The 24737-nt window shown below is 69.1% G+C and carries 22 protein-coding genes; 3 read left to right on the forward strand and 19 right to left on the reverse strand.

All coding sequences use genetic code 11. From position 1 onward, the window contains the following. Positions 1-21: 21 nt before the first annotated feature. The 15 genes from ACIOVG_RS12175 to ACIOVG_RS12245 form a co-directional block, all read right to left on the reverse strand. Positions 22-3312, reverse strand: coding sequence for an SNF2-related protein (locus tag ACIOVG_RS12175; protein ID WP_400873587.1), 3291 nt, complete (start codon positions 3310-3312; stop codon positions 22-24). Positions 3313-3367: 55 nt separating this feature from the next. After that, the gene (gene nusB / locus ACIOVG_RS12180) at positions 3368-3778 is read right to left on the reverse strand and encodes a transcription antitermination factor NusB (protein WP_141871983.1); all 411 of its coding nucleotides are present in this window, start codon (positions 3776-3778) and stop codon (positions 3368-3370) included. 3 nt (positions 3779-3781) lie between these two features. Continuing rightward, entirely contained in the window at positions 3782-4342 is a 561-nt protein-coding gene (gene efp / locus ACIOVG_RS12185; RefSeq protein ID WP_363553689.1) for an elongation factor P, read from the reverse strand. 75 nt (positions 4343-4417) lie between these two features. Beyond that, the gene (gene aroQ / locus ACIOVG_RS12190) at positions 4418-4855 is read right to left on the reverse strand and encodes a type II 3-dehydroquinate dehydratase (RefSeq protein ID WP_400873592.1); all 438 of its coding nucleotides are present in this window, start codon (positions 4853-4855) and stop codon (positions 4418-4420) included. Then, on the reverse strand, positions 4852-5940 hold the full coding sequence (gene aroB, locus ACIOVG_RS12195; protein ID WP_400873595.1) for a 3-dehydroquinate synthase: 1089 nt from the start codon (positions 5938-5940) through the stop codon (positions 4852-4854). The genes aroQ and aroB overlap by 4 nt, the downstream gene beginning before the upstream one ends. Beyond that, complete coding sequence (locus tag ACIOVG_RS12200) at positions 5937-6455, reverse strand: shikimate kinase (protein WP_400873598.1); 519 nt, start codon at positions 6453-6455, stop codon at positions 5937-5939. Before ACIOVG_RS12200 ends, aroB begins: the two co-directional genes overlap by 4 nt. Further along, on the reverse strand, positions 6439-7668 hold the full coding sequence (gene aroC, locus ACIOVG_RS12205; protein ID WP_400873601.1) for a chorismate synthase: 1230 nt from the start codon (positions 7666-7668) through the stop codon (positions 6439-6441). Before aroC ends, ACIOVG_RS12200 begins: the two co-directional genes overlap by 17 nt. An 83-nt stretch (positions 7669-7751) precedes the next feature. Beyond that, entirely contained in the window at positions 7752-8564 is an 813-nt protein-coding gene (locus ACIOVG_RS12210; protein WP_400873604.1) for a shikimate dehydrogenase, read from the reverse strand. Between the two features lie 4 nt (positions 8565-8568). Beyond that, positions 8569-10074, reverse strand: coding sequence for an endolytic transglycosylase MltG (gene mltG / locus ACIOVG_RS12215; protein ID WP_400873606.1), 1506 nt, complete (start codon positions 10072-10074; stop codon positions 8569-8571). 2 nt (positions 10075-10076) lie between these two features. Further along, positions 10077-10550 (reverse strand): Holliday junction resolvase RuvX, encoded by a 474-nt coding sequence (ruvX, locus tag ACIOVG_RS12220; RefSeq protein WP_400873608.1) that lies wholly within the window; start codon positions 10548-10550, stop codon positions 10077-10079. After that, positions 10547-13207, reverse strand: coding sequence for an alanine--tRNA ligase (gene alaS, locus ACIOVG_RS12225; protein ID WP_400873611.1), 2661 nt, complete (start codon positions 13205-13207; stop codon positions 10547-10549). Before alaS ends, ruvX begins: the two co-directional genes overlap by 4 nt. Positions 13208-13259: 52 nt before the next feature. Continuing rightward, on the reverse strand, positions 13260-13448 hold the full coding sequence (locus ACIOVG_RS12230) for a hypothetical protein (protein ID WP_017830547.1): 189 nt from the start codon (positions 13446-13448) through the stop codon (positions 13260-13262). A 111-nt stretch (positions 13449-13559) separates the two neighbouring features. After that, positions 13560-14189, reverse strand: a complete 630-nt coding sequence (gene rpsD, locus ACIOVG_RS12235) for a 30S ribosomal protein S4 (RefSeq protein ID WP_052492801.1) — start codon at positions 14187-14189, stop codon at positions 13560-13562. 171 nt (positions 14190-14360) lie between these two features. Next, on the reverse strand, positions 14361-15701 hold the full coding sequence (locus ACIOVG_RS12240; RefSeq protein WP_400874771.1) for a replication-associated recombination protein A: 1341 nt from the start codon (positions 15699-15701) through the stop codon (positions 14361-14363). An 85-nt stretch (positions 15702-15786) separates the two neighbouring features. Next, entirely contained in the window at positions 15787-16647 is an 861-nt protein-coding gene (locus ACIOVG_RS12245; RefSeq protein WP_400873615.1) for a CAP domain-containing protein, read from the reverse strand. Positions 16648-16834: 187 nt separating this feature from the next. Here ACIOVG_RS12245 and ACIOVG_RS12250 point away from each other — a divergent pair, with 187 nt between their 5' ends. Both ACIOVG_RS12250 and ACIOVG_RS12255 read left to right on the forward strand, forming a co-directional pair. Further along, positions 16835-17131, forward strand: a complete 297-nt coding sequence (locus ACIOVG_RS12250; protein ID WP_400873618.1) for a hypothetical protein — start codon at positions 16835-16837, stop codon at positions 17129-17131. Between the two features lie 143 nt (positions 17132-17274). Beyond that, positions 17275-18204: a formate/nitrite transporter family protein gene (locus tag ACIOVG_RS12255; RefSeq protein ID WP_400873621.1), complete on the forward strand. Its 930-nt coding sequence runs from the start codon at positions 17275-17277 to the stop codon at positions 18202-18204. Positions 18205-18267: 63 nt separating this feature from the next. Here the strand turns inward: ACIOVG_RS12255 and ACIOVG_RS12260 are convergent, their stop codons facing one another. The 4 genes from ACIOVG_RS12260 to nirB are packed head-to-tail and all read right to left on the reverse strand — an operon-like array spanning position 18268 to position 23160. Then, positions 18268-19395, reverse strand: coding sequence for a uroporphyrinogen-III synthase (locus ACIOVG_RS12260; RefSeq protein WP_400873623.1), 1128 nt, complete (start codon positions 19393-19395; stop codon positions 18268-18270). Then, complete coding sequence (gene cobA / locus ACIOVG_RS12265; RefSeq protein WP_400873626.1) at positions 19392-20225, reverse strand: uroporphyrinogen-III C-methyltransferase; 834 nt, start codon at positions 20223-20225, stop codon at positions 19392-19394. The genes ACIOVG_RS12260 and cobA overlap by 4 nt, the downstream gene beginning before the upstream one ends. Next, positions 20222-20590 (reverse strand): nitrite reductase small subunit NirD, encoded by a 369-nt coding sequence (gene nirD, locus ACIOVG_RS12270; RefSeq protein WP_400873629.1) that lies wholly within the window; start codon positions 20588-20590, stop codon positions 20222-20224. Before nirD ends, cobA begins: the two co-directional genes overlap by 4 nt. Further along, positions 20587-23160 carry a nitrite reductase large subunit NirB gene (nirB, locus tag ACIOVG_RS12275; RefSeq protein WP_400873630.1) on the reverse strand — a complete coding sequence of 858 codons (2574 nt, stop codon included), beginning with the start codon at positions 23158-23160 and terminating at the stop codon, positions 20587-20589. The genes nirD and nirB overlap by 4 nt, the downstream gene beginning before the upstream one ends. Before the next feature lie 216 nt (positions 23161-23376). On the opposite strand from nirB, the gene ACIOVG_RS12280 reads away from it, so the two are divergent. Beyond that, the gene (locus ACIOVG_RS12280) at positions 23377-24729 is read left to right on the forward strand and encodes a DUF349 domain-containing protein (RefSeq protein ID WP_400873632.1); all 1353 of its coding nucleotides are present in this window, start codon (positions 23377-23379) and stop codon (positions 24727-24729) included. The last annotated feature ends 8 nt before the right edge of the window (positions 24730-24737 follow it).

The raw sequence follows: 24737 nt of genomic DNA on the forward strand, positions 1-24737 counted from the left end.
GACCGGCCGTGACAAAAACGCTCAGTCGTCGAACAGTCCGCGGATGTCGTCGGCCGTGAGCGACTGCGCGAACAGCGCCTCGTCGTCCATGACGGCGGTGAACAGGCGTGCCTTGCGCTGCTGCAGCTCGCGGACCTTCTCCTCGATCGTCCCCGCCGAGATCATGCGGTACACGAAGACCTGACTGGTCTGGCCGATGCGATGCGTGCGGTCGATCGCCTGTGCCTCGGCGGCCGGGTTCCACCAGGGGTCGAGCAGGAAGACGTAGTCCGCCTCGGTCAGGGTGAGTCCGAACCCGCCCGCCTTCAGGCTGATGAGGAACACCGGCTGCTCCCCTGCACGGAACCCCTCGACGACGTCCTGCCGACGCCGCGTCGTGCCGTCGAGGTGGGCATAGGGAATCCCCGCCTCCTCGAGCCGCGCGGCAGCCAGGTCGAGGAACGACGTGAACTGGCTGAACACCAGCGCGCGGTGTCCCTCGGCCTGCAGCTCCGCGACCCGCTCGAGGAGCGTGTCGAGCTTGCTGGAGCCGATGTCGGCGTCGTTCTCGTCGACGAGCCCCGGCGCCAGGCTCAGCATGCGCAGCAGGGTCAGGGAGCGGAACACGATGAAGCGGTTGCGATCGAGATCGTCGAGCAGGCCGAGCACCTTCTGCCGCTCGCGCTGGAGCACCACGTCGTAGAGCGCACGATGGGCCGTGCTCAGCTCGACTTCGAGCACCTGCTCCTGCTTGGGCGGCAGCTCCGGCGCGACGAGTTCCTTCGTGCGACGCAGCATGAGCGGTCGGATGCGGCGCCGCAGCTGCGCGAGGCGGCGCTGGCGGTACTCCCCGCCCTCTTCGTTCTCGGGGACCTTGCCCTTCTCGATCGGCTGGATGTAGCGATCACGGAACTTCCGCGCCGAGGGGAACAGTCCGGGAGCAGCCAGCTTCAGCAGCGACCACAGCTCCGAGAGGCTGTTCTCCATCGGCGTGCCGGTCACGGCGTACGTCACATCTGCGCGGAACGTGGAGATCGCGCGATGCAGCTTCGTCTTCGGATTCTTCACGAACTGCGCCTCGTCCAGGATGAGGCCCGCCCACTCGACGGCCGCGAACTGCTTCTCGTCGAGTCGCGCCACCGTGTACGAGCTCACGACGATGTCAGCGCCGGCCGCGGCATCCGCCATGGTTCCGCGGCGCGTGCCGCTCGTGCTCTCGACGACCGCGACCCGGAGCCCAGGGGTGAATCGAGCAGCCTCGGTGCGCCACGTGCTGAGCACGGAGGTCGGGGCGAGCACCAGGAACGGTCGCTGCTCCCCCGCGTCCCGCGTGTGCTGCACGAAGGTCAAAAGCTGCAGCGTCTTGCCGAGCCCCATGTCGTCGGCCAGGATGCCTCCGAGCCGGTGCCTCCACAGGAAGGCGAGCCAGTCGAATCCGGTCTTCTGATAGGGACGCAGCTCGGCGCGGACCCCCGACGGCACGGGCGTCGACGGAACCCCCGTCGCCGCGCGGAGCCCTTCCGCGGTCGAGCGCCAGCTCACAGCGGGCTCCGCCTCATCCGCGAGGTCCTCGAACTCCTCCCAGAGATCGGTCTGATAACGGCTGATGCGCGGACCGGTCTCCCATTCGTCGAGTTCGCCCGCTTCGTCGATCAGCTCCCGCAGCCGGTCGAGCGCCGGGTGGTTCAGAGTGAAGTACCCGCCATCGGACAGCAGGAGCTTCTTCCTCCCCTTGCTGAGCGCGGAGAACAGCGGCCCGAAGGGGATGCTCCTGCCGTCGATCTTCACGATGATGCCGAGATCGAACCAGTCCGCGTCGGTGGTCTCGACCGTGGTCACGGCCACCTCCGGCGTTCCGGTGAGCTCGCGGTACTCCTTGCGCGTGCCGGTCGTGACGACCGCGACGCCCACGCGTTCGAATGCGGGCACGACCTGGGCGATGAAGGCCGCCGCGTCGATGTCGTGGAACGAGCCGGACGGTCGGAACCGGGTCGACATGTGCTCCTGCCACACGGTCTCGAGCTCCGCGCCGCGCACCTCCTCGGCCTCAGGATCGCGCACTGCGGCCTGGCTGGGCAGGAACGGCACCGTGCCGAATCCGCGATACGACCACACGAACGAATAGCTGACCACGTCTCCACGCTCGAAGGCGACGTTCAGCACCGGTTCCGGCGACGGGATGGCAGGCAGAGCGACATCGCCGACCGTCTGCACGGCAGTGCGGCGCGCGAGCAGCGGATAGGCCTCGGCGACGAAGGCCTCCTCCTCCTGCGCCGGCACGATGATCGGGCGCCGCGCCTCGAGCAGCGCCCGCACCTGCGCACTCAGCGGTGCCTCTGCGAGTGTGATCTGGATCCTGCTGCCGAACAGGGAGGCCGCGTACACCCCGGAGCGACCGATCGGATGCACGTCTGCCGCGGCCACCTCCGTGCCATCGATGGACACGGTGGCGGCGACAGCCAGCGCCCTCTCGTCATCCCGGGTGATGCGCGCGGAGATCTCCGCCGAGTCGGCGAGGCGCACGGTGGAACTCTTCTGACTGGCCACCAGTGGGATGCCGAGAGCCGCCCCAGCGCGCAGATGCCCCCACAGGAGCCCGGACTCGATCTGGTCGAGCACCAGCCAGTCGCCGGCGTTGCCCGAGAGCAACGAGTCGCGCGAGATGCTGAGCAGGTCGCCGAACCAGCGGTTCTGCACGCGGCCGAACTGCGACGCGTCCCGCCTCACGAGATCCCACGTGGCGTGTCCCTGGATCCACGCTCCGCTCTGATGGCTGCGCATCAGCGGACGGATGGCCAGGAGGAGATCGCCCGACGCTCTGGCCAGGTCGCGGGGCGTCGCCGGTCGGACCGCCCGGGGCCCCCAGTGATTGTCGCCGCGTGGCTCGCGATGACGCAGCTCGACGCCCAGAGCCAGAGGGCGCGTCTGGGCGGCGGCGGTCTGATCGACCAGTGCCCGCCACGACGGCGCGGCGGGGGGCTCGGCCGGCGGAGTCGCGGTGACGGGCGCCGTCGTCACCGCGCCGTTCTGCTGCGAATACTCCTGCACGTTCGAGGCCAGGAGCGCCGCGACGACGTGTTTGCATCCGGAACGCACAGGGCACGTGCACCGGGTGGAGCGTGCGTGGCTCTTGCCGTTCGACGACACGAATCCGACCTCGACCAGGTAGGTCGCATCATGGCTGCCACGGACATGGGCTTCGAGTTCGTGCCGCTCCTCGTCCCAGACGATGTCCAGAACGTTCCCTTCGCGGAAGTACGCCAGCCCGCGCGCGTAGCCTCCGGCGTCCGTGATCTGCATGAGATGACGGAGGTCGACGTGGGGTGCGGGCATGCCACCATCCTTCCCGCGGTGTCCGACATGGGCGCGAGGGCCCGCACGAGAAGCGTCAGGCGGAGCGGGAGACGCGCGCGAGCACGCCGTGCACGAACGCGCCCGAATCGTCGGTCGAGAACTCCTTGGCGAGTTCGACCGCCTCGTCGATGGCTACGGCCGTGGGCACCTCGTCGTTGTAGAGGATCTCCCACACGCCGATGCGCAGCAGGGCACGATCGACGGCGGGCATGCGCTCGAGCTTCCAGTCGCGACTGTGCGTCGTGATCTGCTCGTCGATCTCGTCGCGGTGATCGACGATGCCGTCGACGACCTCGCGGGCATACAGCCAGGAGGCCTCACGGGCGGGTTCACTCGCGGCGCGCTTCGCCTCCGCCGCGAGGGCCACAGTGACCTCGTCGCCACGGACATCGGCGGAGAACAGGATGTCGAGAGCGCGCTTGCGCGCCTTCGTGCGGGCGCCCACGCCTTACTTCTCGCGGCCGAGGTAGCCACCCGTGCGCGTGTCGACCTTGACCTTGGTGCCGGCCTCGAGGAACAGCGGAACCTGCATCTCGTAGCCGGTCTCCAGCGTCGCAGGCTTCGTTCCTGCGGAGGAGCGGTCGCCCTGCAGACCGGGCTCGGTGTAGGTCACCTCGAGCACGACGGAGGCAGGAAGGTCGATGTACAGCGGGTTGCCGTTGTTGAGCGCGATCGTGACCTGCTGGTTCTCCAGGAGGAAGTTCTTCGCGTCGCCGACGGTGGCGGCGCCGACCGTGATCTGGTCGAAGTCCGTGGCGTCCATGAAGACGTAGCCGTCGCCGTCCGTGTACAGGTAGGTGTAGTCACGACGGTCGACGTTCTCGATATCGATCTTCGCACCGGCGTTGTAGGTGCGGTCGACGACCTTGCCCGAGACGACGTTCTTGAGCTTCGTCCGCACGAAGGCTCCGCCCTTGCCAGGCTTGACGTGCTGGAACTCGATGACGCTCCAGAGCTGACCGTCGATGCTGAGGACGACGCCGTTCTTGATGTCTGCGGTAGATGCCATGCGCTGCGGGTTCCGTTCGTGTGTGGTTTTCTCGGTCGTCCCTTCCCCGAGGACAGGGTGGACCGACAGTCGATTCTACGGGATGAGCGCGAGCAGCTGTCGCACGGCGTTCGCGTAGCCGTCCACGCCCTCGCCGATCACGCGCACCGCGGCGACGTCGTGCAGGTAGGAATGGTGCCGGAACTCCTCGCGCGCGTAGACGTCGGAGATGTGTACCTCCGCGAAGGGCAGACTCACCCCGGTGAGTGCGTCGCGCAGCACGACCGAGGTGTGCGTGAGCCCGCCGGGGTTGATCACGATGCCCTCGCAGTCCGCGCGGGCGTCGTGGATCGCGTCGATCAGCACCCCCTCGTGGTTGCTCTGCACCGCACGCACCTCGAAGCCGCCTTCGACCGCGGCGTCCGCGGTGATCCGTTCGACATCCGACAGCGTGGCCGTGCCGTACACGTCCGGCTCCCTGGTGCCGAGCAGGTTGAGGTTGGGGCCGTTCACGAGCAGGAGGCGGCGCGTCATGCCCCGACCTCCTGGTAGGCCGCGAACAACAGGGACTCGTCCGGCGCCTGCAGCACGGTCGGCTTGGCGATGTCATCGAGCAGGATGAATCGCAGCATGCCGCCGCGGCTCTTCTTGTCTCGCTGCATCGTGGCCAGCAGCGCCGGCCATGCCCCCGCCCGGTACGAGGTGGGCAGTCCGAGCGATTCGAGGATCGAGCGGTGTCGGAGGGCCGCCTCATCCGGAAGCCTTCCGGCGAGGCGCGAGAGCTCGGCGGCGAACAGCATGCCGACGGAGATCGCCGCGCCGTGACGCCACTTGTAGCGCTCGGAGTGCTCGATCGCGTGCCCGAGCGTGTGTCCGTAGTTGAGGATCTCGCGCTGGCCGGCCTCGCGGAAGTCGTCGGAGACGACACGTGCCTTCATGTCGATCGCGAGCTCGACCGCGCGGCGGAACTCGTCGGTCGTCGTGTCGATCGCGCGCGCCGGGTCGGCCTCGATGATGTCGAGGATCTCCGGCGCCCAGATGAACCCGGCCTTGACCACCTCGGCGAATCCGGCGGTGGCCTCGTTCGGGCTCAGGCTGGCGAGCTCGTCGAGGTCGCCGATCACGGCGCGCGGAGCCCAGAAGGCACCGACGAGGTTCTTCCCTTCGGCCGTGTTCACACCGGTCTTGCCGCCGACGGACGCGTCGACGAGTCCGAGGACCGTGGTGGGCACCTGCACGACCTCGATGCCGCGCAGCCAGGTCGCCGCGACGAAGCCGGCGAGGTCCGTGACCGCGCCTCCTCCGTAGCCGATGACCGCGTCGGTGCGGGTGAAGTCGGCCTGCCCCATGACCTGCCAGCAGAACGCGGCGACCTCGATGCGCTTGCCCTGCTCGGCGTCGGGGATCTCGGCGAGCAGCACCTCGCGGGGGCCGTTCGCCGTGTCGGCGAGCAGACGATCGCGCAGCTCGCCGGCGCGCGCCGCCAGGGTCGGCGGGTGCACGACCAGGATCTTGCGCACCGTCGGCGAGAGCGCCGCGGAGACGCGGTCCAGGATGTCCCGTCCGATGGTGATGTCGTAGGGATCGTTCCCGGTGACACTGATGGTCGTCGTGCTCATCGCTGCTCTCTCCTCCATGCCACGATCTCGTCCGCGATCCTCTGCATCGGTCTGCGGGACGTGTCGAATGTCGTCGACGAGACCTCGTCGTACCAGCCGCGACGCTCCTCGAAGATCGCCTGCCAGCGCGCCAGCGGGTCCTCACCCGCGAGCAACGGCCGGCTGCTGCCACGGATCCGATCCGCGACCGCGTCGGCGGAGACGGTCAGGAACACGACGGGGTGCGCGCGCAGCAGTTCGCGCGTGCCCGCATCGGTGACTGCTCCCCCGCCGAGCGAGATCACGCCGCCCTCCGCCAGAGCGGCAGCCACGGCCGCACGCTCCAGGTCGCGGAAGTGCTCCTCGCCGTGCTCCGCGAAGATCGCCGGGATCGGACCATGCTCGGCCACGACACGCTTGTCGGTATCGATGAAGGCCACGCGCAGCCGTCGGGCCACGCGCCGACCCACGCTGGTCTTGCCCGCGGCCATCGGGCCGACGAGGACCAGCGTGAGGGGCTCAGCCTCGCTCGTCATGCGCGATGAGCGCCGCCTCGGACGCCGGGGTCGTACGCAGCTCCTCCGGAATGCCCGCGAGGTAGCCCTCGAGGTTGCGTCGCGTCTCGCGGATGCTGTCACCGCCGAACTTCTCGAGCACCGCGCGCGCCAGCTCGACCGCGACCATGGCCTCGGCCACGACACCGGCCGCGGGGACAGCGCAGACGTCGGAACGCTGGTGGTGCGCCGTGGCATCGTCGCCCGTCGCGATGTCGATCGTGCGCAGCGCGTGCGGCACCGTGGCGATCGGCTTCATGCCGGCACGCACGCGCAGCACGGTGCCGGTCGACATGCCGCCCTCGGTGCCACCGGCACGGTCGGAGCCGCGGGTGATGCCGTCGGCGGTGGCGAAGAGCTCGTCGTGGGCCGCCGAACCGCGGCGACGAGTGGTCTCGAATCCATCGCCCACCTCGACGCCCTTGATGGCCTGGATGCTCATGAGGGCCTGTGCCAGGCGCGCGTCCAGGCGGCGATCCCAGTGCACGTGCGAACCGAGCCCCGGGGGCAGGCCATAGGCGAGCACCTCGACGATGCCGCCGAGCGTGTCGCCGTCCTTCTTGGCGTCGTCGACCTCGGCCACCATGAGCGCCGAGGTGGCGGGGTCGAAGCAGCGCAGCGGATCGGCGTCGAGCAGATCGACGTCATCCGGCGTCGGCAGCATGGATCCGTCGGGCACGCGCACCGGCCCGATCGACAGCGTGTGGCTCACGAGGCGGATGCCCAGCTCACCGAGGAACGACCGCGCGATCGCGCCGAGGGCGACGCGGGCGGCGGTCTCGCGGGCGCTCGCGCGCTCGAGGATCGGACGGGCCTCGTCGAAGTCGTACTTCTGCATGCCGACCAGATCGGCGTGCCCGGGACGGGGGCGGGTCAACGGCGCACCGCGACCGCGCGACTTGTCGGTGAGCTCGACGGGCTCGGGGTTCATGACCTCGATCCACTTCGGCCACTCGGTGTTGCCGATGCGCAGGGCGATGGGGCTGCCGAGCGTCTTGCCGTGGCGCACGCCACCGGAGATGCTGAGCTCGTCCTGCTCGAACTTCATCCGGGAACCTCGTCCATAGCCGAGCTTGCGGCGGGCGAGATCGGCCTGGATGGCCTCGGAGGACACCGGGACGCCTGAGGGCAGTCCTTCCATCACAGCGATGAGTTCTGGGCCGTGCGATTCGCCGGCAGTGAGCACGCGGAGCATTGCTCCAGTCTCCCACGGGTTGCGCCCCTCACGCGCCGCGTGTCACCGAGCGGAGGTGTACGCGGAGCGAACCGGGTACGGAGTCAGAGCGCCGCGCGCATCGCGGCGAGCACTCGTCCCTCGTCAGGCAGCGGCTCGCGCGAGTCACCGTGATGGAAGATGCGGATCTGGCGCACGGCCTGATGCAGCAGCATCCCGAGGCCGGAGATGACGGGCCGCTCGCCCCACTCCGCGGCCAGGGCAGATGGCCAGGGTGCGTACGCGGCGTCGAAGAGCGCTCCCCCGTCGTCGGCCAGTCGCGCCGCGACCGACGCCTCGAGATCGGTCCCGCTGGGCAGCGTCGCGAGGGTGAGGTCCACACGTTGGGCGGGAGCATCGAGGAGGCCGGTCGTGACGCGCACACCGAGCGACTCCCCCAGCGCCACGAGCCCGACGGCGCGCTCCGGCCGGCGTGCCCGCACATCAGCGCTGGTCGCGCCGAGTTCGGCCGCTGCGAGCAGGGCGGATGCCGCTGTCGCTCCCGCACCGAGGATGCGCACGGTCTCCACGGCCGTGACGCCGTTCTCGGCGAGAGCATCGACGATGCCGCCCACATCCGTGTTGAATCCGGCCGGCTCGGCACCGAGCAACAGGGTGTTCACGGCGCCGCTGAGCTCGGCATGGCGATCGCGTGTCGCCGCAGCGCGAAACGCCTCCTCCTTCAACGGCATCGTGAGCGACAGACCACGCCACGACGCGTCGAGCTCATCGATCGCGGACGAGAACTCGGGCGCGGAGACCTGCCGACGCCCGTACTCCCAGTCCAGCCCGAGCACCGCGTAGGCGGCGGAATGAAGAGCGGGCGACTTCGAGTGCGCGATCGGGTCGCCCCAGACCGCGAGATGCGACACCGTCATGCCGTCAGCATCCGGCATCGGGATTGTCCCGGCACCACGCCTGCCACTTCTCGATACCCGCCTGATGCTCCTCGTACGTCTCGGAGAACTGCGTCTCCCCCGTCGCCAGGTTGATGGTCACGAAGTAGAGCCACGGGCCGTCAGCCGGATGCATCGCGGCATCGATCGCGGCGAAGCTCGGGCTCGCGATCGGCGTGACCGGAAGACCCGTGATGACGTACGTGTTCCAGTCGTTCTGGTCTGCGAGGGCCTCGGCGGAACTGGACACCACGCCTTCGTGCAGTGAGCCGTAGCCGTACTGCGCGGTCGAGTCCATCTGCAGCTTCATGTCGATGTCGAGGCGGTTCTGGATCACCCGCGACACCTTGGCGAAGTCGTCGGTGCGCCCCTCGCGCTGGATGATCGACGCGATCGTGAGGACCCGCTCGGCGTCCGCATCGGGCACGCCGGCCTCCGTCAGCGCCTGGCGCGTACGATCGACCATCCGCTGGATGACCTGGACGGCGGTGACCTCCGGGTCGAAGGTGTAGACCGCGGGGAACAGCCACCCCTCCAGGTTCTGGGCGTCGACACCGTACGCAGAGGGATCCTTGACCGCAGCCTCGAAGTCGGCGAGCGGTAGTCCGAGGGACTCCGCCATCGACGGCAGCGACGAGACGATCGTCCCGCCCTCGGACATGGAGACCGTGTTCTCCATCTTGTTGTCCGGGTTCTGCAGGGCTTCGGCCGCCGCGGCTGCCGTCATCTTCTTCTGCAGCTTGTAGACGCCAGGGTAGAAGGTGAGGTCCGGTGCTTCAGCGACCAGGTAGTCGTAGAAGACGTCCTCGGTCCTGGTGACACCCGCCTCGAACAGCTTGGCGGACACCGGGGCACCGGTGTCGCCCTCGCTGATCGTCACGAGCGCCTCACCGGTGGCGAGGCCTGCTTCCCAATCCTTGGGCTCGCCCCACCCCATGACCTCGTTGATCTTGTCGCCGTAGGTGTTCATCACCCAGGCACCGGTCGCCGCGATGCCGCCGACGATCACGAGCACGATGATCAGCGCGACGAGGCATCCGGTCCGGCGCTTCTTCTTGGGCTGACGCGAGTCGGCGCGCTCGTCCTCGTGCGGAGCGAACAGGTCGTCGAGCCCTCCGCCCAACGTGGGCTGCTGAACGGCGGGGTTCGGGACGACCTGGGGCATCGCACGCGTGGGCGTGTCGCCGAGGTCGGAGGCATCGGCGGAATCGCGGACCGGGGTACTCGACGGCGCGGCTGCTCCCGCGTCGTCCGCGGATGCCCGCACCGGGGCGGCGGCGGGCTCCGACGGCGCGTCGGGAGCGGCCGCAGGCGTCACCCCCTGTCCGGCAGCGGACGCCGCTTCCCGCGCGGCGCGGCGCGAGCCGGGGGCCGGAGGACGGTCGTCTACCGTGGGGACCTGCTGCTGCGTCGGATCGGGAAGGTTCTCGAACAGGTCGCCCAGCCGGGCGTCCGGATCGTGCTGGGGGGAAGCACTCTCGCGTTCGGACATGTTCAGACGGGCTCCTCGTCAAGCGGAATCGTGGCACCGGCCGGGTTTCCGGTGCTCTTCTCCATATCGATCGCCTGCTGCAGAAGGACGACGGCGGCGATCTGATCCACAATGCTACGAGAGTTCTTCTGAGATCTCCCGGAAGAACGCAGGGCCGCGTGTGCTGTGACCGTGCTCAGCCGTTCATCGACGAGACGCACGGGCGTGCCGGTGCGGGCCTGGAGCGCCGCGGCGAAATCCCGCGCGTCGACCGTGGAGGCCGTGTCGGTTCCCTGCATGTTGACGGGGAGACCCACCACGAACTCGAGCGGCTCGTACTCGGCGCCCAGCTCGGCGAGTCGGTCGAGCGACGCCTCCGAGCGCGCGACCGTCTCGACAGGAACCGCGAGCATGCCGTCGGGATCGCAGCGGGCGACCCCGATCCGGGCACGCCCGACATCGATTCCGAGCCGCACGCCGCGGCGGAACCCGCTCACGCTGCGTGCAGCTCCTGCGAGATGGCCTCCAGCGCCGCGGGCAGAGCCGCAGCATCCGTCCCACCGCCCTGCGCGACGTCGTCGCGTCCGCCGCCACCACCGCCGAGCACCCCGGCAGCGCGCTTCGCGAGCACCCCTGCCTTGGCGCCGGCCTGGCGTGCCGCGTCGTTGGTCGAGACGACGACCACCGGGCGCCCGTTGACGATGGCGCCGAGAGCGACGACCGCCGCAGCGGATCCGAGACGCTCGCGCACTCCGATCACGAGGTCGCGGACATCGTCCGCCGAAGCGACGTCTCCGAGCGACTGGGCTGCCACGAGGAAGTCTCCGACGCGTACGGCGGCATCGGCGATCGCCGGCACCTGCCCGGCACGCTCCTTGGCTTCGAACTGGGCGATGCGCTTCTCCGCGGCCTTGAGGTTGGCGGCGAGGTCGGCGATGCGTTCAGGCAGCTGCTCCTTGGGCGTCTTGAGCGAGCTGGTGAGCTGCGACACGATCGCACGCTCGGCCGCGAGCTCGCGGAAGGCATCGACGCCCACGAGCGCCTCGATGCGTCGGTTCGACGCGCCCACAGACGACTCGCCGACGACGCTGACGAGCCCGATCTCAGCGCTCGAGCTCACGTGCGTTCCTGCGCACAGCTCACGCGACCAGGGGCCGCCGATGTCGACCATCCGCACGACATCGCCGTACTTCTCGCCGAACAGAGCCATCGCTCCGGCTTCCTTGGCCTCGTCGAGCGAGAGGACGCGCGTGGTGACCTCCAGCGCATCCTGCACGGCGCGGTTGGTGATCTCCTCGATCTCCGAGCGCGTCTCGCCGGACAACGCCTGGGACCAGGCGAAGTCGAAGCGCATGTAGCCGGCGCGGTTCAGCGAGCCGGCCTGTGTCGCGGTCGGGCCCAGCGTGTCGCGCAGCGCGGCGTGCACGAGGTGCGTCGCCGAGTGCGCCTGACGGGCCGCACGACGGTTCGCCGCATCGACGACAGTGGTGGCGGCGTCGTCGACCGCGACGGATCCGCGCACGACCTCGACCGTGTGGCTGATGAGCCCTGGCACCGGACGCTGCACATCGAGCACCTCCAGCTCGAAGCCGGGTCCGACGATCGTGCCCTTGTCAGCGACCTGGCCGCCGGATTCCGCGTACAGCGTGGTCTCGGCGAGGACGACCTCGGCGATCTGCCCCTCTGCGGCGCTGCGGACGGGCTGACCGTCGACCAGCAGGCCCAGGATGCGCGATTCGACCTCGAGGGCGGTATAGCCGTCGAAGCCGGTCTCGCCCAGCGCGCGGAGGTCGCGGTACACCGAGACGTCGGCGAGCTGGCGCTTGCGGTTGCGGGCGTCGTCCTTGGCGCGCTGACGCTGCTCCTGCATGAGCGTGTCGAAAGCCGCGCGGTCGACGCTGAGCCCGGCCTCCTCTGCCACCTCGAGGGTGAGGTCGATCGGGAAGCCATAGGTGTCGTGCAGCAGGAACGCCTCCGGACCGCTGAGGGTCGCTCCGCCGCCCTTCTTGGTCTCGTCGAGCGCCAGGTCGAGGATCGTGGAGCCCGATGCCAGCGTCCGTCGGAAGGTCTCTTCCTCGGCGAAGGCGGAGGCGGACAGCGTCGACCACTCCGTCTCCAGCACCGGGTAGACGGCCTTCATGGCATCGCGCGACGTCGCGAAGAGCTCGGGGAACACCGGCTCGTCGACGCCGAGCAGACGCATCGAACGCACCGTCCGACGCATCAGGCGGCGCAGGATGTACCCGCGTCCCTCGTTCGACGGACGCACGCCGTCGGAGAGGAGCATGAGCGAGGAGCGCACGTGGTCGGCGACGACGCGGAAGCGCACATCGTCTTCGTGCACGGCGCCGTAGCGACGACCGGAGAGCTCGATCGCACGATCCAGGACCGGGCGCACCTGGTCGGACTCGTACATGTTCTCGACGCCCTGCTTGAGGAACGCAACGCGCTCCAGGCCCATGCCGGTGTCGATGTTCTTCATCGGCAGCTCGCCGACGATGTCGAACTCCGTCTTGCCGCGGATGTTCTCGATGAAGTCCTGCATGAACACGAGGTTCCAGATCTCCGTGAAGCGCGTGTCATCGACGGCCGGTCCGCCGTCCTTGCCGTACGACGGCCCGCGGTCGAAGAAGATCTCGGAGTCGGGGCCGCCGGGGCCGGGCTGTCCGGTGTTCCAGTAGTTGTCCGCACGGCCGAGACGCTGGATGCGCTCCGGCTTCAGTCCGATGATGTCGCGCCAGATGGCCTCGGCCTCGTCGTCGGTCTCGTAGACGGTGACCCAGAGGTCCTTCTCGTCGAAGCCGAGCCCGCCGTCGGACTCGGACGACGTCAGCAGCTCCCAGGCGTAGCGGATCGCGCCCTCTTTGAAGTAGTCGCCGAACGACCAGTTGCCCAGCATCTGGAAGAACGTGCCGTGGCGGGCGGTGCGCCCCACCTCTTCGATGTCGTTGGTGCGGATGCACTTCTGCAGGTCCGCGATGCGCGGGTGCGGGGCGGGGACGACACCCGTGAGGTACGGGATCATCGGCACCATTCCGGCGACCGTGAACAACAGGGAGGGGTCGTCGCTGACCAGGGAGGCCGAGGGGACGATGAGGTGGTCGTTCTTCTCGAAGAAGTCGAGGTAACGCTGCGCGATCTCCGCAGTTTTCATGAGGTGCCGGGTGTCCTTGCGTGAAGATGGCGCGCCGAGGCGCGGCGATGGTTCAGTTCTTGCCCGGCTCCGTGAGCCGTGCCTCCTGCTCGCGGTAGGCGTCGCCGATGATCGCGGTGAACCCGTTGATGCGGGCATCGACCTCGGCCAGGATGTCGTGGCCACGGGGGTCCTTGTTCATGAAGTGCGCGGCGACGAAGCCACCGATCACACCGATCAGGAACCACTGCATGCTCTTCATGACGCCATCCTTGCCCTTTACCCGCGAAGGCGCGGTGTACCTATCGTAGGCGGAAACGACAGGAGGCGTCGGGAACCCCCGACGCCTCCTGCCGATTGCTCGATCGCTGGATCAGCGAGCCGCGTAGTACTCGACGACGAGCTGCACTTCGCAGGTCACGGGGACCTCGGCGCGCTTCGGGCGACGAACCAGGCGAGCCTGGAGCTTGTCGAGCTCGACCTCGAGGTAGCCGGGAACGGGAGGCAGGACCTCGGCGTGACCGCCGGCTGCTGCGACCTGGAAGGGCTCGGTGCCCTCGCTCTTGGCCTTGACGTGGATGAGCTGACCCGGCTTCACGCGGAACGACGGGCGGTCGACGAGCTGGCCGTCGACGAGGATGTGACGGTGCACGACGAGCTGGCGAGCCTGCGCCGTGGTGCGAGCGAAGCCCGAACGCACGACGAGAGCGTCGAGACGCATCTCGAGGAGCTCGACCAGGTTCTCACCGGTCAGACCCTCCTGGCGGCGAGCCTCGTTGAACGTGTTGCGCATCTGCTTCTCGCGGATGCCGTACTGCTCGCGCAGACGCTGCTTCTCACGCAGACGAACCGCGTAGTCGCTGTCAGCCTTGCGCTTGGTGCGGCCGTGCTCACCCGGAGCGTAGGGACGCTTCTCGAGGTAGCGGGCGGCCTTCGGGGTGAGCGGGATGCCGAGGGCACGGCTCAGACGCACCTTGCGGCGGTCCTGGGACTTCGTGGTCACGAAGCTGTCCTTCCGATGACGTGGTCGCGTCTTTCGCGACTCACGGACGTATCGTCCGCGTTCTGCCTGAGTAGCGCACGCCGGGGCGCAGACAAAGGTGGGGTGTGAACGAGGAGATGCCCGAAAACTCGGTTTCGAGCCGCTCAAGTCTAACAGATAGCCGTACGCCGCTCAGCGATCGCCGAGGATGCGGCGGATCCGCTCCAGTCGCGCCGAGATGTCACGCTCGGAGCCGAGCGCCTTCGGCTCGTAGTAGCGGCGCCCGTCGAGCTCATCCGGCAGGTACTGCTGGGGCACGATTCCGTACTCCGCGTCGTGCGGATACACATAACCGCGGCCATGCCCCAATCGCTTGGCGCCCGGATAGTGGGCATCGCGCAGGTGCACGGGTACACGACCGAAGCCGCCCTTGCGGATATCGGCGATCGCCGCGTCGATGCCCACGTACGCGGCGTTCGACTTCGCCGTCGTGGCCAGATAGACCGTCGCCTCGGCGAGCGGTATGCGCCCCTCCGGCATGCCGATGAACGCCACCGCGTCGGCGGCGGCCACCGCGATCGTCAGTGCCTGCGGATCGGCGAGGCCGACGTCCTCCGATGCCGAGATCACGAGGCGGCGCGCGATGAAGCGCGGGTCCTCCCCCGCCTCGATCATCCGGGCGAGGTAGTGCAGCGCCGCATCGGGGTCGGAACCGCGGATCGACTTGATGAACGCGCTGATGACGTCGTAGTGCTCGTCGCCCTGGCGGTCGTAGCGGAGCAGCGCACGGTCGACCGCCTGAGCGATGTCGTCTGCGGAGACGACGGGAACACCGGTGGACTTCGTCGCCGCGCCCTTCTCGCCTCCCTTCGCGCCCTGCGCACCGTCGTCCGCGCCCTCCAATGCATGAGAGAGCGCCACCGCTGCGCCGGCCTCCAGACCGGTCAGCGCACGCCGCGCATCACCCGAGGCGAGCCGGATGAGCGAGGACCGGGCCTCATCGCTCAACGTCACGACGCCGTTCAGACCGCGCGCGTCGCTCACTGCTCGATCGACGAGGAGCCCGATGTCGTCGTCGGTCAAGGCCTGCAGCGTGAGCAGCAGCGACCGCGACAGCAGCGGGGAGATGACCGAGAACGAGGGATTCTCGGTCGTCGCGGCGATCAGGATCACCCAGCCGTTCTCGACGCCGGGGAGCAGGGCGTCCTGCTGGGCCTTCGTGAAGCGGTGGATCTCATCGAGGAACAGGATCGTCGTCTGTCCGTACAGATCGCGCTGTGTCACGGCCTCCTGCATGACCTCGCGCACGTCCTTCACTCCGGCCGTGATCGCGGAGAGTTCGACGAAGCGGCGTCCAGACGAGCGGGCGATCGCCTGCGCGAGCGTGGTCTTGCCTGTGCCGGGAGGACCCCACAGGATGATCGAGACCGCCCCGGGCGATGTGGCGTCGGGATCGGCGAGCGCGACGATCGGCGATCCCGCACGCAGCAGGTGCCGTTGCCCGGCCACCTCCTCGAGCGACACCGGTCGCATGCGCACGGCGAGGGGCGTCTGCCCGGAGAGCAGCGGCGCGGAAGGGGTCACCAGCCAAGGCTACTCGGGGCCGACGACATCGCCGTCACCGGAAGAGGTCGGCGAACTCGAGCTGCCGGGACTGCCCCGTAGTGCCGATCGAGATCTGTCCGCCCGACGTCGATGAGATCATGCGCGTCTGCCAGCCGAGACCTGAGACGTGTCCTCGCCCGGACACCCTGTTGTCCGGACTCCAGACCCGCAGTGCCTCCATGCGGAGTGAGCGCCCGGTCGTGCCCACGGTGACTTCGGTCCCCGGCCCCTTCGTGCACACCGGCGTCATCCATCCGATGCTCTGCACGTGCGCCTGCAGGCAGATGACCTTCGCGTCCAGCTGCCGCACGGCGAGGGCTTCGAGGCGCAGTCCCCGTCCCGTGGTGCCGCCGCCGGAGATCCATCCCCGCTGGGCGACATGGCTGCGCACCGAGGCGTGCTGCGGGAGCACGGTCGGCGCCGGTGACGCGACCGGGTACTTCGCGAACACCTGCGTCGCATAGCCATCGACATAGCCGATGCCGATCGTGGTGTAGTCGCCGAGGATGTTGGCCCGGTGTCCTGACGAGTTCATCCACGCGCGGACGACCTCCGCAGGCGCGTAGCCGGAGGCCACGTTCTCTGCTGCTCTGCTCCACCCACCGGGGATCTGGCTCGAATACTGCGGGTTGTGGAACATCCGCCGCTCGCGCGACTGAGTGGCCGACCAGTTCTGCGCGACCGTCGTCACGGCGCCGTCCAACACCAGCGGCGCCAAGCCGTTCGCAGCCCGCGCGGAGTTCGTGTCCGCCAGGATGCGGGCGATGTCGCCGTTCGGGGGTGGGATCTCGGCCGCCTGCGCCGGCACGACGACGCCGAGCACGGCGACGCTGCTGATCGCGAGGGCGGCGACGGCTTTCCTGGTCCACTGCATGGGAATGCTCCTGACTTCCGACGGGGGCGGTCGATAGCCACAAAAGTAGCCGGTGCCGCTCTGTCTGGCGACCGGTCCCCCGACCTGGCGGGAGCGAGCTCGGAGCCGTCGCATCGGTCCGACCGCGCGACGACGATAGGCTCTGAGACGACGTCGAACGGCGACGTGGTGAGGGGTACCAGGGCAGATGGCGGCACGCGGGTCCAAGAATGCACAGCAGCGCGCACAGGCGGAGCGCGCGCGACTGCACGCAGCCAGGAGCGACTGGCATCAGGGCCAGATCCGCCGCCGCATCCGCGACAACACCGTCGCGGGCGTCGTGGGGGGCCTGCTGGTCGTCGGCGCGATCGCCAGCCAGGTCGTGCACGCCCAGGTGACCGCTCCCGAACCGACCCCCACCCCCACGGTCGAGCCGTCGAGCACACCGACGCCGAGCGACGGCCCGACCGCGGAGCCGACGCCGACGGAGACCCCCGCCGAGTGAGCCGCCGCCCTCACATGCCCGCGGCGACGATGTGAGAGCTTCGCACCACGGCTGTAACCCATCACGCCACTGACCGAAACGCGGGTCGAGGACTCTGGGCACAGAGAGCACCACGCTCTCCCCCGTCCCCGTGGAGGTCGCCTGTGTCCTACGTCAAGCCCGCCGAGCTCGTCACCCGAATGGTGGATGCCGGCGCCTACAAGATCCAGATGTCCACCCGCGACACCCTGATCCGCTCCTTCATGGGGGCGGCGTTCCTGACGATCGCCGCGGCCTTCGCGGTCACCGTCTCCACCAACACCGGGCAGCCGCTCCTGGGGGCGATCCTGTTCCCGGTCGGGTTCGTGATGCTCTACCTGCTCGGTTACGACCTGCTCACCGGGGTCTTCACGCTCGCTCCTCTCGCCGTGCTCGACAAGCGGCCCGGCGCGACGTTTGGCGGAGTCCTCCGCAACTGGGGCCTCGTGTTCCTCGGCAACTTCGGCGGGGCCTTCCTGGTCGCGGTCCTGATGGCGATCTACTTCACCTACGGCTTCACGACCGAACCCAGCGCGGTCGGCCAGGCGATCGGCGAGATCGGCCACGGCCGCACGGTCGGATACGCGGACCACGGCGCCGGCGGAATGCTGACCCTCTTCATCCGTGGCGTGCTGTGCAACTGGATGGTGTCGACCGGTGTCGTGCTGGCGATGATCTCCGAGAACGTCCTCGGCAAGATCGTCGCGATGTGGCTGCCCATCATGCTCTTCTTCTACATGGGCTTCGAGCACTCGATCGTGAACATGTTCCTGTTCCCCTCGGGGCTGCTCCTCGGCGCGGACTTCACGATCGTGGATTACCTGATCTGGAACGAGATCCCGACGGTCGTCGGGAACCTGGTCGGCGGACTGCTCTTCGTCGGACTGCCGCTGTACGTCACCTATGGCCGCCCCGCGACGCGCAGGGTGCGGGAGCGTCGGGGCACGACGGCGAGGGCGCACGATGCCGTTGCGCTGACGACGCCTCCTGCGGCGGAGGGCGCCGTCACTCCCGCTTCCATCGACCGCGCGGCGGAACCCGCGAACGTCGGCTGAGCCTGACGGAATCCGGCCCGGTGAGCATTCTCGCCGGGCCGGATTCCGTGTGGTGCGAACGAATCAGTCCTCCGACACGGCCAGACGATAGCCCCGCTTCACGACGGTCTGCACCAGCTCCGCTCCCGCGAGCGATTCGCGCAGCCGTGCGACGGCGACCTCCACGGCATGGCCGTTGCGCTCGGCACCGGGAAGGACCCGCGCGATGTCGGTCCGCGACAGGACCCGTCCTTGCGCACTGCTGAGAGCTTCCAGGAGGCCGGCAGAGGTGCGCGAGAGCGGGACGAAGCGGCCGTCGAGCACGGCTCCGCCGCTGCGCACTTCGAGCCGGCCGAGGTCGGTACGCACTGCCGGCGCGCGGCCACCGCCGAAGTGCGCGATCACACAGCGCGCCAGGGACCCCAGACGCCCTCGATCGGCGACGACGGTCTGCAGATCCTGCGCGAGCAGGGGCGCTGCCGTGATCGGGCCGACTGCGGCGAGGAGCAGACGACCGGATGCCGCGCGACGACGGATCCCCTCGAGCGCCCCCGCCGAGGCGGCGACAGCGAGCCAGGATGCGGCGCCGGGCGCCGACGTGAACAGAACGGCGTCGGCTTCTCCACCACCGGCCTGCAGCGTCGATCGCCGCACGACCTCCGGGTCCGGCGGAGGTCCCCAGCGGTACACCGTGACACTCAGCACGTCGGCGCCGGCAGACGACAGCATCTCGTCGAGCCCATCGGATCCGGCGCCGTGGTGCTGGACCACGATCCGCTTTCCGGTTACACCGGATGCCAGGAGATACTCTCCGACCTCCGCCGAGGTCTCCGATTGCGCCACCCAGTCCGCCGTGAAGCCGGCCTGCTGGATCGCGCCGTGTGCCTTGGGACCACGAGCCACGAAATGCGCATCGCACAGGGCGGTGCCGAGCTCCTCGGCGAGACCGTGCTCGTGCGCAGCATCCATCCACCCTCGAAAGCCGACTCCCGTGGTCACGACCACGATGTCGGGAGGCGCCGCGATGAGCCGAGCGGTGCGCGCGAGGAGCTCCGTGTCGTCGGCGTTCGCGACGATGCTGAGCGCAGGTGCCCGATGGACGGATGCTCCCCGTCGTTCCAGAGCGGTGGCGAGGTCCACCGATCGGCGATCGGCGGCGACGATGATCGCGCATCCGGCAAGGGCCGCATCGAGTGCGCCAGGCCCGCTCACGCGAGACTCTCGGCGAATCGCGACGCCGTCTGCGACGGCAGCAACAGCCCCGCACGCGCGACCTCGCCGAACACGAGCACGGCGGGATTCCGCACCTGCGCATCGCGGGCATCGACGACGACACGAGCGAGAGCGCTGTGAAGCGTCCGTTGCTGCGGAGTATGCCCGTTCTCGACGACGGCGACCGGCAGTTCGTCCGACACGCCGTGCGCCAGAGCCGTGGCGACGATGCGCGGGAGTGCGGTGACTCCCATCAGGACGACGGTCGTCACCGCCGGATCCGTGAGCGCGGCCAGAGCGCTCGCCGACAGCGGGCTGTGTCCGTTCACGACGTGCAGCGCGGCTGCCGTCCCCCGGTGGGTGACCGGTATTCCCGCGGCCTGCGGCACGGCGATCGCGCTGCTGACGCCCGGAGTCACAGTGACGGGAATACCTGCGGCCTCGCAGGCGATCACCTCTTCCCCGCCGCGTCCGAACACGAACGGGTCCCCACCCTTCACCCGGACGACACGCTTGCCCGCTCTCGCGTGCGCGATCAGCAGCTCGTTGATCTCCTCCTGTGGTACCGGGTGATGTCCTGGACTCTTCCCGACGTCGATGACCTGGACGTGCGCGCCGAGTTCGGCGCGCAGCTCGTCTCCTGGACCCAGACGATCGACGATGACGACGTCCGCCTCCAGGAGCAGCCGATGCGCGCGCACCGTCATGAGGTCGGCGGGACCGGGGCCGCCGCCGATCAGATCGACGCGACCGACCAGCGCCGGCAGGGGCGGCCCCGCGTCCGCCGGCGCGCTCCACCAGTGCCCGAGGAGTCCGCGCGCACTGATCATGGCTGTCCCTCCGGGACCAGGTCGAGGTACACGGAGCCGTCATCGACGGTGACCGGCCACACCTGGAGCGCCGCATCCGGCTTGCCCTGGGTGTCGAGGCATTCGCCGGTGCGCAGGTCGAACACCTGTTTGTGGAGAGGAGAGGCGATGGTCGGGGTGTCACCGCGCGTGCCCACGATCCCGCGTGAGATCACATGGGCACCGCTGTAGGGGTCGAGGTTGGACACCGCATGGATGCGACCGTCTGCGAGCAGGAAGAGGGCGATCTGCACCGTTCCGAACAGCGCGGCGCGCCCGCGCTCCACCTCGAGGTCCGACACCGCGCATGCGCGCACCCTCGTCGTCACCGCGCCGGTGCCGCTCATCGACGCACCTGCAGCGCGGTGCCGGCGATGAGCACGGAGCGATCGCCGCGCTCCTCCTCCGTCGCCGGACGGATCTGCCCGCGTTCGGCGACGTACGCCAGCGACGGGTCCGGTGTGTCCGCCGCGTTCACGAACGATTCGAATCGCCTGAGCTTTTCGGGGTCGCGGAGCGTGGCCGCCCACTCGTCCTCGTACCGCTCGACATGCGTGCGCATGGCGGCGTCGAGGTCCGCGCAGATGCCGAGGCTGTCGTCCAGGATGACCGCGCGGAGGCCGTCGAGTCCCCCTTCGAACTCCTCGCACCACGGTGCCGTGCGCTGCAGCCGATCGGCCGTGCGGATGTAGTACATGAAGAAGCGGTCGATCGCCCGGATCAGACCGGCGTCGTCCAGACCGGAAGCGAAGAGCTCCGCGTGCCGCGGGGAGAACCCGCCGTTCCCACCGACGTACATGTTCCATCCGTTCTCGGTGGCGATCACGCCGACGTCCTTCGACCTGGCCTCCGCGCACTCGCGCGCACACCCCGAGACCCCGAGCTTCAGCTTGTGAGGGGCGCGCAGTCCGCGATAGCGCAGTTCCAACTTGACCGCCATCCCGACCGCGTCGAGGACTCCGAACCGGCACCAGGTCGAACCGACGCAGGACTTGACCGTCCGCAACGACTTCCCGTACGCGTGCCCCGACTCGAAGCCCGCGTCGACCAGACGCGCCCAGATCAGCGGAAGCTGCTCCAGTCGGGCACCGAACATGTCGATCCGCTGACCGCCCGTGATCTTCGTGTACAGCGCGAAGTCCTTCGCGACCTGCCCGATCGCGAGGAGACCGTCCGGCGTCACCTCGCCCCCCGGCATGCGCGGCACGACCGAGTACGTCCCGTCCTTCTGCATGTTCGCCATGACGTGGTCATTGGTGTCCTGCAGCGTGGCGTTCTCCCCGTCCAGCACGTGGGAGCCGACCAGGACAGACAGGATGCTGGCGATCGCCGGCTTGCAGATGTCGCAGCCGCGCCCCCGGCCGAAGCGGTCGATGATCGCGCTGAAGGTCGTCATCTCCGCGACGCGCACCGCATCGAACAGCTGACGCCGCGACATCTCGAAGTGCTCGCACAGCGCGTGCGAGACCTTCTGTCCGAGCTTCGTCAGCTCCTGTCCGACGACCTTCTTCACCATGAGCACGCAGGATCCGCAGGTCGCTCCCGCCTTGGTGCATGCCTTGACCGCCGCGGCATCCGTGCACCCGTCGTCATGCACGGCGCTGCGGATGCGTCCGGCGGTGACGTTCGAGCACGAGCACACCACGGCGTCGTCAGGGAGCTCTCCGCCGGGCGCCTCGACACCGCCTTCGGGCAGCAGATACGCAGCGGGATCGGCGCCCAGACGGGTGCCGACCAGTGGTCGCAGCGCACCGTATGCCGAGGCGTCGCCGACCAGGATGCCGCCGAGCAGGATCTGTGCATCGTCGGAGAGCACGAGCTTCTTGTAGACGCCGGCCACGGGGTCGGCGTAGACGACGTCGAGCGCGTTCGGGGTGAGCGCCATCGCATCTCCGAAGCTCGCCACGTCGACGCCGGAGAGCTTGAGCTTGGCCGACTCGTCATACCCGGGGAAGCTGGCGTCACCGCCGAGCAACCGGGTGGCGACGACCTCCGCCATCGCGAAACCGGGGGCCACCAGACCGACGCACCGGCCGTCGTAGTTCGCGACCTCGCCGATCGCGAGGATGCTCGGGTCGGACGTGGAGCAGCGCTGATCGATGATGACACCACCGCGCGGGTGCACGTCGAGTCCCGCGTTGCGGGCGAGTTCGTCACGCGGCCGCACCCCGACGGTGAACACGACGACGTCGGCGCGCTGGAAGGAGCCGTCCTGGAACTCCAAGGCGGTGACCGCGCCCGATTCGTCGGGGTCGAGTCGAGTCGTGCGGGCGTCGGTGCGCACCGCGATGCCTCGCGCCTCCAGCAACCGCTTCAGCATCCCCCCGCCCGCAGGGTCGAGCTGCGCCGACATCAATCGATCCGAGTACTGCACGACGACCGTGTCCACGTCCATGTCCTGAAGAGCCCCCGCCGCCTCGAGCCCGAGCAGCCCCCCGCCGATCACCGCGCCGCGGAGCGGACGGCCGAGCATGTGCGACCGTCGCTCCACGAACGCGCGCAGCGACTCCACATCATCCAGGGTGCGATAGACGAAGCAGCCGGGAAGATCGGCCCCGTCCACGGCGACCCGCGCCGCGTAGGACCCCGTGGCGAGCACGAGGGTGTCGTAGTCCAACGTTCGCCGCGACCGCGTCGTGACGGTTCGTGCGCTGCGATCGATGCGCAGCACTCGATCGTTCGGAAGCAGCTGCACGCGATCGTCGTCGAACACGGAGCGATCCAGCGTGAGGTCTTCGGGCGTCGCCCCGGAGAAGAAGCTCGTCAGCCCCACCCGATCGTAGGGAGCCCGATCCTCGTCGCCCACGACCGTGACACGCACGGGCACACCGCCGCGGCTCAGCAGACTCTCCACGAAGCGATGGGCCACCATCCCCGCACCGACGACCAGGATCTCGTGGGGCACAGCGTGGTTCATAGAGACTCCCGTCAACAGCAGATGTAGCGTGCTGGCGACGATAGGAGCGGCGTGTTACCCGAACGTCACGCGGTTTGTTTCCGCCGTCGAACTTTCTCCTCACAGATCGATAACGACGTTGTGAACTCGGTCGTCCCCACCGGACGGGTGCTGTCGTACTAGGCTGAACCTCGTCCCTTCCGCCTCCCGCGGCCCCTCCGCGCAAGGAGAATCACTGTGTCTGCCACCGATCCCTCGAAGCCGACTCCGCCCGTTCCCGCTCCCCCGGCTGTGCCGCTGCCGCGCAAGGTTCCCAACCCTGCCGCCGTCGCACCCGTCGTCGCAGCGGCACCGACGAAGTCCGACGCCGCCGAATGGGGCCGCGTCGCCGAAGACGGCACGGTCGAGGTCCGCGAAGGCGACGCCTGGCGCGTCGTCGGCCAGTACCCCGACGGCACCCCCGACGAGGCTCTCGCCTACTTCGTGCGCAAGTTCGACGACATCGCCTTCAAGGTGCATGCCCTCGAGCAGCGCCATCAGGCCGGCGGCGCCGCAGCGAGCGACCTCGTGAAGCAGGCAGGACACGTCCTCGACGAGGCGACGGATGCGGCGGCGGTCGGCGACCTCGCCGGACTCCGCGAGCGCTTGAACGCGCTGACCTCATCGCTCTCCGAGGCCACGGCACAGGAGGCACAGCAGGCGAAGGAGCTGATCGACCAGGCCATCGCCGAGCGTACGGCTCTCGTCGAGCGCGCAGAGGCGATCGCCGCGCGCGACCTCAGCAAGGTGCAGTGGAAGCAGGTCACGGCTGAGCTGGGCGAGCTGTTCGATGCCTGGCAGGCCCAGCAGCAGAACGGCCCCCGTCTGTCCAAGGGAGTCTCCCAGCAGCTCTGGAAGCGATTCCGCGATGCCCGCGCCGTCGTGGACAAGCACCGCCGCGCGTTCTACTCCGAGCTCGACGACACCCACAAGGCCGCGCGCGACGCCAAGACGCGTCTCGTGGAGCGCGCCGAAGCCCTCGCCCCGCGTGGCACCGACGGAATCCCCGCCTACCGCACCCTCCTCGACGAATGGAAGGCCGCAGGGCGCGCCGGTCGCAAGGCCGATGATGCACTCTGGGCACGATTCAAGGCAGCCGGTGACGCCCTCTACGCGGCACGCGCCGAGCAGTCCGCCGCAGAGGAAGCCGAGTCGGCTCCCAAGATCGAGGCACGCCAGGCTCTCCTCGAAGAGGCCAAGGCCGTCGCCGATGAGCCCAACATCAAGCGTGCGCGCGCGCTGCTCACGAACATCCAGCGGCAGTGGGACGAGCAGGGCCGGATCTTCCCGCGCGAGAAGGAGCGCGCCCTCGACGACCGTCTCCGCGTCATCGAGAACGCTCTGAAGGCGCGCGAAGAGGTCGACTGGAAGAAGAACAACCCCGAGACCAAGGCGCGAGCCAACGACATGAGCTCGCAGCTTCTCGAGGCGATCGAGAAGCTCGAGGCCGAGCTCGCCGCTGCGGAGAAGTCGGGCGACAAGAAGGCCGCGAAGGCCGCCGCCGATGCCCTCGAGGCGCGCCGCACCTGGCTCAACGCGCTCGGCGGCTGACGCTCTCT

Origin of the sequence: Microbacterium sp. NPDC087591 (assembly GCF_044743625.1) — a bacterium.
Taxonomy (GTDB): Bacteria; Actinomycetota; Actinomycetes; order Actinomycetales; family Microbacteriaceae; genus Microbacterium.